The organism is Mesorhizobium sp. P2_D5 (genome assembly GCF_056404355.1).
The window spans coordinates 192,783-205,868 of record NZ_JBFUEE010000008.1 but is presented as its reverse complement, the minus strand read 5'-3'; the positions used below and the strand labels follow the sequence as shown (position 1 = coordinate 205,868).

At 62.0% G+C, this 13,086-nt stretch carries 12 protein-coding genes, 1 tRNA gene and 2 pseudogenes; 12 read left to right on the top strand and 3 right to left on the bottom strand.

What is annotated here, in order from left to right:
- Positions 1–89 precede the first annotated feature (89 nt).
- The 4 genes from AC1DYW_RS28735 to AC1DYW_RS28720 all read left to right on the top strand — a co-directional run bounded on the left by AC1DYW_RS28735 (position 90) and on the right by AC1DYW_RS28720 (position 5,357).
- On the top strand, positions 90–1,490 hold the full coding sequence (locus AC1DYW_RS28735) for an oligosaccharide flippase family protein (protein WP_095084838.1): 1,401 nt from the start codon (positions 90–92) through the stop codon (positions 1,488–1,490).
- Positions 1,490–2,770 (top strand): GNAT family N-acetyltransferase, encoded by a 1,281-nt coding sequence (locus tag AC1DYW_RS28730; RefSeq protein ID WP_477228427.1) that lies wholly within the window; start codon positions 1,490–1,492, stop codon positions 2,768–2,770. The genes AC1DYW_RS28735 and AC1DYW_RS28730 overlap by 1 nt, the downstream gene beginning before the upstream one ends.
- Positions 2,771–3,138: 368 nt before the next feature.
- Positions 3,139–4,794, top strand: a complete 1,656-nt coding sequence (locus AC1DYW_RS28725; RefSeq protein WP_477228426.1) for an arylsulfatase — start codon at positions 3,139–3,141, stop codon at positions 4,792–4,794.
- 254 nt (positions 4,795–5,048) lie between these two features.
- Complete coding sequence (locus AC1DYW_RS28720; RefSeq protein ID WP_095084841.1) at positions 5,049–5,357, top strand: KOW domain-containing RNA-binding protein; 309 nt, start codon at positions 5,049–5,051, stop codon at positions 5,355–5,357.
- 227 nt (positions 5,358–5,584) lie between these two features.
- On the opposite strand, the gene AC1DYW_RS28715 is transcribed toward AC1DYW_RS28720, so the two are convergent.
- Positions 5,585–5,821, bottom strand: a complete 237-nt coding sequence (locus AC1DYW_RS28715; RefSeq protein WP_477228425.1) for a hypothetical protein — start codon at positions 5,819–5,821, stop codon at positions 5,585–5,587.
- Positions 5,822–6,054: 233 nt separating this feature from the next.
- Here AC1DYW_RS28715 and AC1DYW_RS28710 point away from each other — a divergent pair.
- The 6 genes and pseudogenes from AC1DYW_RS28710 to AC1DYW_RS28685 form a co-directional block, all read left to right on the top strand.
- Positions 6,055–6,139 (top strand): annotated as a pseudogene (locus AC1DYW_RS28710) (IS1-like element ISOpb1 family transposase); the annotation flags it as partial.
- 120 nt (positions 6,140–6,259) lie between these two features.
- Positions 6,260–6,628 (top strand): cupin domain-containing protein, encoded by a 369-nt coding sequence (locus AC1DYW_RS28705; protein WP_477228424.1) that lies wholly within the window; start codon positions 6,260–6,262, stop codon positions 6,626–6,628.
- A gap of 246 nt (positions 6,629–6,874) precedes the next feature.
- A complete protein-coding gene (locus AC1DYW_RS28700) occupies positions 6,875–7,081 on the top strand; it encodes a hypothetical protein (protein ID WP_143748743.1) in 207 nt (68 codons plus the stop codon).
- Between the two features lie 830 nt (positions 7,082–7,911).
- Positions 7,912–8,151, top strand: a complete 240-nt coding sequence (locus AC1DYW_RS28695; RefSeq protein ID WP_095084844.1) for a DUF3302 domain-containing protein — start codon at positions 7,912–7,914, stop codon at positions 8,149–8,151.
- Positions 8,148–9,083, top strand: coding sequence for an HlyD family secretion protein (locus tag AC1DYW_RS28690; protein WP_477228423.1), 936 nt, complete (start codon positions 8,148–8,150; stop codon positions 9,081–9,083). The genes AC1DYW_RS28695 and AC1DYW_RS28690 overlap by 4 nt, the downstream gene beginning before the upstream one ends.
- A gap of 320 nt (positions 9,084–9,403) precedes the next feature.
- Positions 9,404–11,037: pseudogene (locus AC1DYW_RS28685) on the top strand (arylsulfatase).
- 32 nt (positions 11,038–11,069) lie between these two features.
- Here AC1DYW_RS28685 and AC1DYW_RS28680 read toward each other — a convergent pair.
- Positions 11,070–11,387, bottom strand: a complete 318-nt coding sequence (locus tag AC1DYW_RS28680; RefSeq protein WP_477228422.1) for a helix-turn-helix domain-containing protein — start codon at positions 11,385–11,387, stop codon at positions 11,070–11,072.
- 66 nt (positions 11,388–11,453) lie between these two features.
- Positions 11,454–11,538: transfer RNA gene (locus AC1DYW_RS28675), tRNA-Leu, on the bottom strand.
- 292 nt (positions 11,539–11,830) lie between these two features.
- Between AC1DYW_RS28675 and AC1DYW_RS28670 the strand changes: the two genes are divergently transcribed.
- On the top strand, positions 11,831–12,415 hold the full coding sequence (locus AC1DYW_RS28670; RefSeq protein WP_477228421.1) for a YqaA family protein: 585 nt from the start codon (positions 11,831–11,833) through the stop codon (positions 12,413–12,415).
- A gap of 81 nt (positions 12,416–12,496) precedes the next feature.
- A complete protein-coding gene (locus AC1DYW_RS28665; protein ID WP_477228420.1) occupies positions 12,497–13,015 on the top strand; it encodes a disulfide bond formation protein B in 519 nt (172 codons plus the stop codon).
- The last annotated feature ends 71 nt before the right edge of the window (positions 13,016–13,086 follow it).

Genomic DNA, 13,086 nt, shown 5'->3' with positions numbered 1-13,086 from the left:
GCGCGGACCACTCCTCACCCAACCGTTTCTTAATGTGTCCTTGCTACACCACGGCCTGAAAAAGAGGCGGAAAACGGAGAGTAATCGGGGTGCGCTTTTCCGCGGCCACGACAGCCGGGCGGTTTTTGCCGCAGCGTTTGGCGCTGCGCATCGGGCCGTTGCTTGGCCGCATCGACGCCGTGCTGTTCACCGCCGACGAGCGCGGCGAGGCCGGCCGCATGTCGGTCATCGCTTTCTCCATCCGCATCATCAGCGCCGTCATCGCCTTTGTCAGCCAGGTGCTGATGGCGCGCTGGATGGGCTCGTTCGAATACGGCATCTTCGTCCTCGTCTGGGTGACGATGGTTATCGTCGGCAACCTCGCCTGCCTCGGCTTCCACACCTCGGTCATCCGCTTCATTCCCGAATACCGCGAGCGCGGCATGCTGGCCGAACTGCGCGGCATCGTGCTGGCCAGCCGGCTGTTCGTGCTGATCGCCTCCACGCTCATCGCCGGGCTCGGCGCGCTCGGCGTCTGGCTGGCCGCGCCATGGATCGAAAACTACTACGTGGTGCCGTTCATCCTCGGCGTCATCTGCCTGCCGATGATCGCCATGTCCGATTTGCTGCAAGGGCTGGCGCGCGCCAATTCATGGGCGCTGTTCGCGCTGTCGCCGACCTATCTGGTACGCCCGGTGCTGATCCTGCTGTTCATGGCGCTGATGCTGGCCGCCGGCTATGCGCCCGACGCCAGGACCGCCATCTTTGCTTCGATCGCCGCCACCTACGTCACCACGCTCGGTCAGCTCATCGGCGTTACCCAGCGCATGGAAAGGCGGATCCCGGCCGGGCCGATGAAGGTCCATTTCGCGCAATGGTTCCTCGTGTCGCTGCCGATCTTCCTGGTTGAAAGCTTCTTTTTCCTGCTCACCAACGCCGACGTGCTGATGGTCGGCGCCTATATGGATCCCAACGACGTCGCCGTCTATTTCGCCACCGTCAAGACGCTGGCGCTGGTGCATTTCGTCTATTTCGCCGTCAAGGCCGGCGTTGCCCAGCGCTACGCGCAATTCACCCATGGCGAGCCGCAAAAGCTCGCCGCCTTCGCCCGCGAGACCGTATCGTGGACGTTCTGGCCCTCGCTACTGATGGCGATGCTGGTGCTGGCGCTGGGTGAGCCGATGCTGGTGCTGTTCGGCCCTGAATTCAGCAGTGGCTATCCGCTGCTGTTCCTGCTCGTTTTCGGCGTCGTGGCGCGGGCCGCCGTCGGTCCCTGCGAAAGCCTGCTGACAATGAGCGGCAACCAGAACATCTGCGCCGCCGTCTATGCCATGACGCTGGCCTTCAACATCGGCCTCAACGTGATGCTGATCCCGCATTTCGGCCTGTGGGGCGCGGCGATGGCCACCGCCTTTGCCATGATCTTCGAAGCCTGCGCGCTGTCCTTCACCGTATGGCGCAAGCTCGGCATCGTCATGCTTATCTTCGTGCCTGCGAAAGGAGCCGCGTGATGGCCGCCATCCCGTTGCTTGAGGAAACCAGCGGCGGCACGGCCGGCGCCATGGTGTCCGGCCTCGCCGGGCTGACCCGCGATCCTGACCCCGCCCATATCGAGATCCTCGCCAACAACCGGCCGGAGCGCAAACTCGCCATCTACCCGGCATCGGCCGGCTTCGACCTGGTCGAGGAACTGGATTATCTCTGCACCCGCACGGTCGAGCCGAACGTCTTCTTCAACCCGCGCTTCCTGGCGCCGGCCATGCCCCGGCTGGAGGATCGCGAGGTGCGGCTGGCGGTGATCCGCGACGGCGACGAATACCGCAACCGGTTGCGCCTTCTGGTGCCGTTCTCGGTGGAGCGACCGGGGATGCCGCTCGGCGTTCCGGTCATGCGCACATGGTCGAGCCCGTTCGGTCCGCTCGGCACGCCGCTGGTCGACCGTGACGACCCGGTCGGCGTCGTCGAGGATTTTTTCTCGATGCTGTCGCGCCCGCACCTGAAGCTGCCTAAAGTCTTCGTCCTGCCCGATATCCGGCTCGACGGTCCGGTGGCGAGCCTGTTCGCGACCGTGGCCGAGACGCGCGGCCTGATGCTGGTCACCACCGGCCAGACCCAACGCCCCGCGCTGGAGAGCCAAGCCGACGGAGACGAGTATCTGAAGGCCTCGCTGCGCGCGCACCATTTTCGCGAGTTTCGCCGGCTGAAGCGGCGCCTCGGCGACCTCGGCAAACTGGAGCATGTCGTGGCGCGCGGCCCCGATGAGATCCGCCACGCCATCGAAAGCTTCCTGACGCTGGAAGCGGCCGGCTGGAAAGGCCGCGAACGCACCGCCATGGCGATCGACCGCTACCGCGCCGCCTTCGCCCGCGAAGCCGTGCACCGGCTGGCCGAACAGGACATGTGCCGCATCCATTCGCTGACGCTCGACGGCCGCACGATTGCTTGCCTGATCGTGTACGTCGAAGCCGGCGTCGCCTACACCTGGAAGACGGCTTATGACGAGACGCTGGCCGCCTATTCGCCCGGCACATTGCTGATGATCGAGGTGACCAGGCAGCATCTCGACGATCCCAACATCATGATGACCGACTCCTGCGCCATGCCCGACCATCCGGTGATGAGCCGGCTATGGACCGAGCGCAAGCCGATGGGAACGCTGGTGATCGGCCTGACGCCGGATGCCGATCGCCTCACCCGCCAGGCCGCCTCGCAACTGCATCTCTACCGCGAGACCCGCAACATGGCCCGCCTGCTGCGTATCCGCATGAAGAGCCTGCTGGGACGGCGGTAGACCAGAGCTTGGTGGTAACCGATGCCCAGGCTTCCCACGTGGCCAGGCGCCTGGAATAGGCCTGTTCGGCAACGGTCCCCCTGGGAACAGGCGCAGCGGCCGCTCCGGCTCATCCACGACCGCCGGGATCGCCCGTGCGGTCGCCGAGGGATCACCCGGTTTCTGGCCTTCATCGCGTCGCGCCGGGCATATTCGGGCATCGGCACGGCCGGGGTTGGCCGAAGAGCCACGCCAATCAAGGGCGTACCTTGCTTACGCCGCGAGATGTAACAGTAACGTACTTACCTTGCGTCATCGCCGGTCGCAGGGTGACATGATGTCGGGCCGCTAAAGACTGGCTTGGGTAGGCGTGCCCAAGGGAGCGAGCAATGGCCAAACAGCAGCAAGAACACGAAATCGATAGCAGTACCCTCAGCCGACGCAGCGTCCTGCTTGGAGGCACCGCGCTAGCGGCGGCAGCCGCCACCCTCACATCGCGGCCGTCGATCCAGCCCGCGCAGGCGGCGGGTGGCAAGCCGAACATCCTCGTCATCTTTGGCGACGATATCGGCTTTTGGAACATCAGCGCCTACAACAGAGGCATGATGGGCTACCGCACGCCCAACATCGACCGCATCGCCAATGAGGGCGCAATCTTTACCGACCTCTACGCCCAGCAGTCCTGCACCGCGGGACGCGCGGCGTTCATCACCGGGCAGAGTTGCTTTCGCACCGGCTTGCTCAAAGTCGGTCTGCCGGCCGCCCCTGAAGGACTGTCCGGGAAGGACCCGACGCTCGCCGAGTTGCTCAAGCCGCAAGGCTATGCCACCGGCCAGTTCGGCAAGAACCACGTCGGCGACCGCAACGAGTTCTTGCCCACCGTCCACGGCTTCGACGAGTTCTTCGGCAATCTCTACCACCTCAATGCAGAGGAAGAGCCGGAGAATGTGGACTATCCTAAATCGCCAGAGTTCCGCGCGAAATTCGGCCCGCGCGGCGTGCTCAAATGCACCGCCACCGACACGGATGATCCCACCGAAGATCCCCGCTTCGGCCGGGTCGGCAAGCAGAAAATCGAGGACACAGGCCCGCTCACCAAAAAGCGCATGGAAACGGTCGATGAGGAATTCCTGGGCGCGGCCAAGGACTTCATCGATCGGCAGCACAAGGCCGGTAAGCCATTCTTCTGCTGGTTCAACACGACCCGCATGCATATTAACACCCATCTCAAGCCCGACTCGGAAGGCAAGACCGGCTTGGGACTGGAGGCTGACGGCATGGTCGAACTCGACGGCTATATCGGCCAGATTCTCAAGCAGCTGGACGATCTAGGTATTGCCGACAACACCATCGTGCTGTGGACCACCGACAACGGCGCCGAAGTTTTTTCATGGCCCGATGGCGGCACGACGCCGTTCCATGGCGAGAAAAACACCAGTTGGGAGGGCGGCTACCGCGTTCCCGGCATGATCCGCTGGCCGGGAGTCGTCAAGCCTGGCACAGAGATCAACGACATCGTCTCGCACGAGGATTGGGTTCCGACGCTGGTGGCGGCAGCCGGCGAGCCGGACGTCAAGGAGAAGCTCCTGACCGGTTACGAGGCTGCGGGCAAGACCTTCAAGGTCCACCTCGACGGTTACGACCAGCACGATCTGCTGGCCGGTACCGGCCCCGACCCTCGCAAGGAGTTCTTCTACTGGACCGACGACGGAAACCTCGCCGCCTTGCGCTATGACCGTTGGAAGATCCTTTTCCTGGAGCAGCGGGCGGAGGGCTTCGACGTGTGGCAGGAACCGTTCGTAGCCTTGCGGGTGCCCAAGATCTTCGACCTGCGAGCCGATCCGTTTGAACGCGCCCAGCATGAAGGGGCCGAATATATCAGGTGGCGCTTCGATCGGACGTATCTGCTCATGCCGGCGCAGGCCTTCGTAGGCCAGTACATTCAAAGCTTTGTCGCGTTCCCGCCGCGGCAGAAGCCGGGCAGCTTCTCGCTCGACCAGGTGCTGGCAAAACTCCAGGAAGCCGGCGGCGCTGGCAAGAACTGAAGCCAGCTGACGAAACCTTTCAGCGGGGCCGCGCCGGTTCAACCGGCGTAGGCTCCGTTCGCGACTTGACGCATCATTTTTGACTCCTCTCCCTGCCGTCGCATATTCCGCGCCACGTCCCGCTTCGGAGGTAAGGCAACGTGTGGTCGCCAATGGCTTTCTACCGCCAATAGGCGTAATTGCGCAGTTGCTAATATACCCATAAATTAGTCTGTGCGGCAGTAACAAACCCACCGGAGTGGCCGGTACGCTGCATGACTTTGGCAATTGGCATTGGAGATCTGGTGGGGGTCACGGCCACTGTGCGCAGGCGGATTGACGATGAGCGCGTCAGCGTGTCGGTCCCGAACTATGATTGCCCGCAATCGATCCGAAGCTATGATTTTGCGCATTCGATCCGCACCGAGGTGCAGCGGGGGGATCAGATCGAGCTTGTTGGCGAGGTCACCCGGATCGATGGCGAGACGGTGACAATCGACCTGGGGCCGCTGGTGACGGTCGAAATCGATATGGTCAGGCTGATCGAGAGATACCGGCCAAAGCAGCGCAGGACGCCACTCTGAGGCCCTTTCTTTCTAAGAATTCCTCAATCGATCCGCAACGCCAGCATCGTGATGTACGACGGACCCGATTCTGCTTCGACCTCGCACGGTTATGGGTTTGAGCTATCCTTCGCCAAAGCGTTGAAAAGCAACGTGCACGCCACCAGCGATACGAGCCCGCCTAACAGGTCGTCCCCTGTCAGGCCGAAAAGATAGACCGTCTCAAACGCCAACGCTGCCACTGCTGTTCACCCAGGTGCGAACTGATCAGCCTTCCTGTCCATAACCAGGGCTACACCGCGAGCCGCAGCTATCTTTGCGACAAGAGCCTCTAGATCGGCATCCGATCGCATCGATCCGGTTTTCTGTCGGAGTCGGGAAACCGCCAGTGTGACAGAAAGGGGAGGCTTCCCCTTCGCCTCGCTCACAATTTCGTCGGCCGCCGCCGCAACGTTACAGAGCTCTGGTGCAACTTTGATCCTCATGGCTAGCCACCTCCATGCAAAGGTCGCGCGCCATAAACTCTCGAACCCAATCCAAGTTCCAACCAAACCGAGCTGGCTGGTGTCGTGCTCGGAGCGGCAGCGGGCCAGTCATGGATGCTGGGGATCAAAACCAGCATTGGGTCAACGAGCGGCTGCGCGGTTGGTTGCGGACCGATCATTTTGGTAGTGGGTCAGTTTGAAATTTGACCGGATGCAACATGCATTCAAGCATGTCATTCGCGGAACGTCAGAACCTGACAATGCGGATGCACATGCGCCGCTTCACGCGTCTAACAAACGGCTTTTCCAAGAAGGTTGAAGCTGATGCAAACGCGGTGGTTTGCACTTTTGTTGCGCTGGTGGAAGCGGAACAGGCGAATATTGACCGCAAGCGTGTTACAACAAGCACGTTGTCGCCTAAACATTCGGGGGAAGCCAATGCAAATCACGGAAATATATGCTGACGAAGTTAGCGAGACGCACTTGCGCAATGTTGCGGTGAATCTTGCGGCACGCGACTTTGCCCCTCCATCTGCCCCCATTGGCGCGTCTCCCGAAACGCCGATGACGACCGGTGTATTTCTTGAATTGCCGCCCGGATGGGACCCGCAATACCATGCGACGCCGCGCAGGCAATTGGTGGTGTTGCTCCAAGGTCACCTCAAAATCACGACCACCGACGGAACTTCAGCCGACTTCCGGCGGGGCGATGTTCTCTTGCTCAATGACAAAGACAGCAAGGGCCACCGGTCGCTAGTCCAAGGTCAAGAGGCGGTTGGCCTGCTTCTGGTTGGCATCGCAGATTGATTCACATCAACAAATTTCGGACTGACCCACTACCGTCATTTTAGAGAAATTGAATATTCGAATAAACGGCCTATAATTTGCCAGCCGGCAAACCCACCCCTCTTTGCCGGTAAGGCCCGGCGGTCAAACCCCGAGCCACCGCTATGGCCGCCGGACCGCTGAAGACGGTCGGCAACGCTACGACGTTGTGCCGGGGTGAGGCAGGCACGAATCGATGGCGGCGCCCAGCCAAGGGAGGTCATTCGCATGCACACGGCAGCACTGCAGCTTCGATCGCTCCGAGAAGCTTTATTGCCAATGATGGGGTTTACCGCCTGGCACGAAAGCGTCAGCGAAGAAGGCACGCCCATTTGGACACGTTACATCGCGAAAACGGACTCATGGGAGGTCCGTCCGATGACGCCTGAAGAGGAAGCCAAGGCTTTCTGGTGGTATTGTCCACCATTTATTTGAACCCCGTCCGAGGCGCCGCAGCCACTGTCTGGCCTCAAAGCCCGCGCCACGGAGGGACCGCTGGCGCGGGCCGGCCGATGTGCCCACCAGCCTGCGACGGAGCCAAGCAGCGGCGTCCGAAGCATGAACTCAACAATTAAAGCCCGCTAATGTTCCAGCCTCTTTTGTCGGCGCGCATACCGGCCCGGTATTCCCTCACAGTCGCGGCGCTGGTCTCGTGCCTGATCTGTGTCGCAGGGTCCAGAACCAAGCCGTCGAGGAGGATGGTCACGCGGTCGTCAATCTGTACGCGCTCCCGTGGCGCGCGTAGTGATCCGCGTGGGACCGACAGAACCGAGTGTCCAGCCCGTCCTCCGTGCCCGCTCTGGCCGGCTTGCTGCATCCAACCACGCGACTGCGGCTAAACATGCTGCGCGGCTCCTAAGCCCGCCTCTTCACCTCAGTCTTGCGTTCGCGCCTCGCCGCCCAATACGTCAATCCGGTATCCCTCAAGATGGCCACCCCGTATCATCGGGCAGGCAAGCGTCTAACAGCAGGGAGAGCGAACGACACCGGCAAAAGGCCGCGCCATGGTTACGCGGCGTTACCGTTACGTACTTGTGTGTGACGCTGCTGATGCGTCTCTATTCGCCGAAGAGTGAAGTCCTCGACGGTAGTTGGACGCCGCCCTTAGTGAGGAGATTGATGTGAGTTCTGGCCAATGGGGACTTCGGGTAACGGTCAACTTGCGATCTGACTGAGGTAAACCAGCGCCCCGGTTCGGCCTGACGCGAACGTGGAAAGAGTGTCGGAAAAGCTGGAACCGGCGATTGACAGCGTGGAGCGGCGACATGACCTTCATCGACATCTTCGCCTGGATCGTCCTCCTCGTCGTCATAGCGACACTTGTTGCGGTCGTCGTAGCGCTGGGAGCAATGCCGGGCCGTATTGCACGCAAGCGGGGCCATCCCTGGGCGCAAGCGGTGGCAGTTGGTAGCTGGGCAACCTTGATCTTCGGCTTCGTTTTCTGGCCGCTGGTGCTGATCTGGGCCTATGTCGACTTCCCGGAAAAGAGGGACGCGACCAAATGATCGTCGTCCTTCTCAATGGTTACATCGCGCTTCTCGCCCTCTTCGTCTGGCTGAGGTTTATCCCATTCAACCTGTTTTGGAAGCTGTCCCCGGTCATCGTGCTGCTGGCTCTTCTCATCGGCCTATTCATCCCGATGGGGTGGGGAGCGCCGTCCGGGCCAGCCGCAGTGCAGCGCAACTCGGTACAGATCGTTCCGTCCGTGGCGGGCGAAGTCATTGACGTCCCTGTGCTTGCTAACACGCCGCTCAAGGCAGGCGATGTTCTTTTCCGCATCGACCCGACGATCTACGAGGCACAGGTTCGCGGCATCGAGGCGCAGCTCAAGCTGGCGGAGCTGCGGCTTGGTCAGTTCTCACAACTTCAGAAGAACGATGTCGGACGCGCCTTCGATGTCGAGCAGCGCCAGGCCGAGCGTGACCAGCTTCAGGCGGAACTCGACGGGGCGAAATGGAACCTCGACAAGACGACTGTTCGTGCGCCAACCGACGGCTATGTGACGAACCTCGCCCTTCGCAAGGGAGCGCGTGTCAACGGCCAATCACCCGTCATGGCCTTCATCGACACATCCGACACCATCTTTGGCGCCGAGATAGCGCAGAACAATGCGCGCTACATCAAGGCTGGTCAGCCGGTCGAGGTCACGTTCAAGACGCTTCCCGGCGAGGTCTTTGAAGGCAAGGTTGAGACGGTAATTCAGGCGATTGCCACCGGGCAGTCGCAGCCCGGAGGCCTCGCCGTGGCGCCGTCGGAAGTGCAGGCGTCTCCCTTTGTAGTGCGCTTCAAACTCGACGATCAGACGGTCGGGCAACGGCTCCCAGCGGGAAGCACTGGCGTTGCCGCCATTTACACCGATCATGTCAAGGCAGCGCATGTGATACGGCAAGTTGTGCTTAGACAAAGTGCCATCCTGAACTACGTCAACCCGTTCTGAACCGGCCGCGCCAGCCAGAGGCGGCGGCAAGAACAGGTCAAGGCACTTGCCTACCTGCCCCCGATTGGTTCGAGGCGCTTCGCCAGCTTCGCGAGCGTCGACCGTGAGTAGTTGGTGGCCTTCACGATGGTGTTCCAGCTCTGCCCCTTGCGCAGCATGGCCATGATCGCCTCGTTGCGCTCGGCGTCCGGAACCGCATGAAGGTCCTTGGCAACAATCGCACAACGGCAGAAACTCCATTTGGCAGGGGGCGCGAGCTTGGAGGAGAGCGCGCTATGCTCAATGAACGAAAGCGAGATCAGTCCGCAGCGCCGCCGACCATGTCTGTCAGCCGACGCAGCATCCTGCTTGGCGGCAGCGCACTTGCGGCTGCCTCAACTCTCATGGGTGAGACACGGGTTGCCCAGGCCCAGGACCAACCCACGGCGGCGGCCGACGGCAAGCCGAACATCCTGGTCATCTTCGGCGACGACATCGGGCAATCAAACATAAGCGCCTATACATTCGGCGTGATGGGCTATCGCACGCCGAACATCGACCGCCTCGCCCGCGAAGGCATGATGTTCACCGACTACTATGCCGAGCAGAGCTGCACGGCAGGGCGTTCGACATTCATCACCGGGCAGGCGACGCCCAGAACCGGCCTGTCCAAGGTCGGCCTTCCGGGGTCAACGCTCGGCCTGCAGCCGCAGGACATCACAATCGCCGAGGCGCTGAAGCCGCTCGGCTACGCCACCGGCCAGTTTGGCAAGAACCATCTCGGCGACCGCAACGAGTTCCTGCCGACGGTGCATGGCTTCGATGAGTTCTTCGGCAACCTCTATCATCTCAATGCCGAGGAGGAGCCGGAGAACCCCGACTACCCGAAGGACCCGGCCTTTAGAGCAAAGTTCGGACCGCGCGGCGTTCTGAAGTGTAAGGCCTCGGACACTGACGATCCGACCGAGGACCCACGCTTCGGGAAGATCGGCAAGCAGACTATCGAGGACACCGGACCGCTGACCAAGAAGCGCATGGAGACGATCGACGACGAAACAAGCGCGGCGGCAATCGACTTCATCCAGCGTCAGAAGCAAGCGGGTAAGCCGTTCTTCTGCTGGTTCAACTCAACCCGCATGCATTTCATCACTCACGTGCGGGCGTCAATGCGAGGCCAGAGCGGCATGCCGGACAATGAATATGCCGACGGCATGATCGAGCATGATGGCGACGTTGGCAAGCTGCTCAAGGCGCTCGACGATCTCGGTATCGCGAACGACACCATCCTAATCTACACCACTGATAATGGTCCGCATTTGAACGGATGGCCGGACGCGGGCATGACACCGTTCCGCAACGAGAAGGCCTCGAACTGGGAGGGCGCCTACCGCGTGCCCGCCTTTGTACGCTGGCCAGGTCACATCCAGGCCGGAAGCGTGTCGACCGACATCATATCGGGGCTGGACTGGTTCCCGACGCTACTCGCAGCGGTCGGCGATACCGACGTGAGGGATAGGCTGCTCAACGGCTGGGACATCGGCGGGAAGACCTACAAGGTGCATCTCGACGGCTACAACCAGCTTGCATATCTCACCGGGCAACAGGAGAAGTCGGCGCGAAAGGAGTTCTTCTACTTCAACGACGACGGCCAGTTGGTGGCGGTCCGCGTGGAGAGCTGGAAGATGCAGTTCTGCGAGCAGCGCGCCGAGGGGGGCTGGCCGTCTGGCGCGAACCGTTTGTCTGCATGAGGGGACCGACGATGTACAACCTGCGTATGGACCCGTACGAGCGGGCGAGTATCACATCGAACACCTGGAACGACTGGATGCTGAAGCGCGCCTTCCTTGTTGTGCCGACACAGGTCGCGGTCGCGCAATTCATCGGGACGTTCAAAGCGTTTCCGCCACGCCAGCGGCCTGCGAGCTTCAGCGTCGACCAGATCATGGAGCAGTTGCAGGCGCCGCAAGGAGGCTGACACAATGAGACCGTAGCGTGGTGCCGACCACGTCACGCTCGCTGTACACGAGGTACCTGGAGCCGCTTCGCCAACCTCGACAGGGTCGAGCGAGAGGCTCCTGTCGCCTTCACGATGGTGTTCCAGCTCTGCCCCTTCCGCAGCATGTCCATGATCGCCTCGTTACGGCCGGCTTCCTCTGGGCGACCCTTCATGCGCCCTTCAGCCTTTGCCTTGGCGATCCCCTGAGCCTGCCTGCGGCGTCGGTCGTCATAGTCCTTGCGGGCGATGGCGGCGAGCATGTCGAGCAGCATCCCGTTGAGCGCATCGAACATCCGCCCGGTGAAGGCGTCCTCGGTCTTCAGCATCATGTGCGAAGTCGGCAAGTCCAGCGCCACGACCTTGACCTCTCGGTCCTTGATCTGACGGGTTGTCAGTGGTGCCCCTAGCCGGGATCGAACCAGCACTCCTTGCGGAACTCGATTTTGAGTCGAGCGCGTCTACCAATTCCGCCATAGGGGCTCAGGCCGGGCGGCCTGGATGGGCGCGGACTATACGGTTGGAGGCCTGTTCGTCAACTGGCCAATTGTCGATGGCCCGGATGCGACCAAACTTCACCTTTCGATTTCGTGGCGGCGCTGCCATTGTGCAGCGCGGAAAATCTTTCTAGACAGGCGGCGCATCAAAGTGCGGCGCGTCTGACAGGACAGATGGCGCGTGCTTTGGGTCTTTGTTTTGTGCATGCCCGTTGGTTGTGCATGCCGATGTCCCGAAACCGCTGCGCATTTTTGGGCGACACGCATTAGGAGTGCCGATGCTTCGCGGACTTTACGACTGGACCTTGTCGCTGGCGGCAAGGAAATCCGCGGAATGGTGGCTTGCCATCATCGCCTTCATTGAGAGCTCGTTCTTCTTCGTACCGGCCGATGTGCTCTATCTGCCGATGGCGTTGGCACGCCCCGACCGCGCCTACCGCTATGCGCTGACCGCCACGGCCGCCTCGGTGCTGGGCGGCATCGCCGGCTGGATGATCGGCTATTTCGCCTTCGACGCCATCGCGCGTCCGATCCTGGAGCATTTCGGCGGCCTGTCGACCTTCGAGCGCTGGCAGAATTCTGGCACCGGCCTGATGCTGGTGCTTCTCGTTACGTCCGGTCTCGCGCACCTGCCGCCTATCAAGGTCGTCACCATCCTTGCCGGCGCCCTGCACGTCAATTTGCTGATCTTCATCATCTCGGCCATCGTCGCACGCGGCGCCCGCTTCCTGCTGCTGGCCTGGCTGCTGCGCCGCTATGGCGAGCCGATCCGCGAATTCATTGAAAAGCGTCTCGGACTGATCGCCGGCGCCGGCGCGGCTGCCCTGATTTTGCTCTATATCCTCGTCAAATACGCGTTCTAGTCCTGTCGCCCAAAAGTGCCCGGCGCAGTCGGACAAGGACAGGGACAAAGAGCGCGGCGAACTCAACGGACGAAGAACACGATGACAGCGACCATGAATGCCGACACCTTACGCCAGCGGACGCGCACCGCCTTGTTTCTCGCCGTCGCCATGGCCGCTACCGTGGGCTCGGCGCTGGGCTTCCAGTATCTCGGCGGCTACATCCCCTGCCACCTCTGCCTTGAACAGCGCACGCCCTACTACGTCGGCGCGCCGCTGATGCTGCTGGCGATGCTTGCATCCATGCTGCACGCGCCGGCATGGCTGACGCGCGGCCTGCTGGCCATAGGCGGCCTGCTCATGCTCTACGGCCTCTATCTCGGTGTCTATCACTCCGGCGTCGAATGGCAGTGGTGGGCCGGCCCGACCGATTGCACCGCCGGCGCCGGGCCGGTCGACACCGGCGGCAAGGGCGTGCTCGACGCACTCGACAAATTCGTGCCGCCCTCCTGCGACAAGGCGGCGCTGCGCATCCTCGGCCTGTCGCTGGCCGGCTGGAACGCCATCGCCAGCCTCGTCCTGGCCGCCGTCGCCTTCCGCGGCGCCCTCACCCGCGATTGAGCAAATTCGTTTGGCCGGCGCGACGCAGAGTTCGCGCAAAAATTCGGGAGGCTGAGTCGGATGGCACGGCT

Excerpts from the sequence above, each read along its gene's own strand:
- AC1DYW_RS28730 (WP_477228427.1), top strand. The coding sequence starts at position 1,490 with ATGGCCGCCATCCCGTTGCTTGAGGAAACCAGCGGCGGCACGGCCGGC.
- AC1DYW_RS28725 (WP_477228426.1), top strand. The coding sequence starts at position 3,139 with ATGGCCAAACAGCAGCAAGAACACGAAATCGATAGCAGTACCCTCAGC.
- AC1DYW_RS28720 (WP_095084841.1), top strand. The coding sequence starts at position 5,049 with ATGACTTTGGCAATTGGCATTGGAGATCTGGTGGGGGTCACGGCCACT.
- AC1DYW_RS28715 (WP_477228425.1), bottom strand. The coding sequence starts at position 5,821 with ATGAGGATCAAAGTTGCACCAGAGCTCTGTAACGTTGCGGCGGCGGCC.
- AC1DYW_RS28705 (WP_477228424.1), top strand. The coding sequence starts at position 6,260 with ATGCAAATCACGGAAATATATGCTGACGAAGTTAGCGAGACGCACTTG.
- AC1DYW_RS28700 (WP_143748743.1), top strand. The coding sequence starts at position 6,875 with ATGCACACGGCAGCACTGCAGCTTCGATCGCTCCGAGAAGCTTTATTG.
- AC1DYW_RS28695 (WP_095084844.1), top strand. The coding sequence starts at position 7,912 with ATGACCTTCATCGACATCTTCGCCTGGATCGTCCTCCTCGTCGTCATA.
- AC1DYW_RS28690 (WP_477228423.1), top strand. The coding sequence starts at position 8,148 with ATGATCGTCGTCCTTCTCAATGGTTACATCGCGCTTCTCGCCCTCTTC.
- AC1DYW_RS28680 (WP_477228422.1), bottom strand. The coding sequence starts at position 11,387 with ATGATGCTGAAGACCGAGGACGCCTTCACCGGGCGGATGTTCGATGCG.
- AC1DYW_RS28670 (WP_477228421.1), top strand. The coding sequence starts at position 11,831 with ATGCTTCGCGGACTTTACGACTGGACCTTGTCGCTGGCGGCAAGGAAA.
- AC1DYW_RS28665 (WP_477228420.1), top strand. The coding sequence starts at position 12,497 with ATGACAGCGACCATGAATGCCGACACCTTACGCCAGCGGACGCGCACC.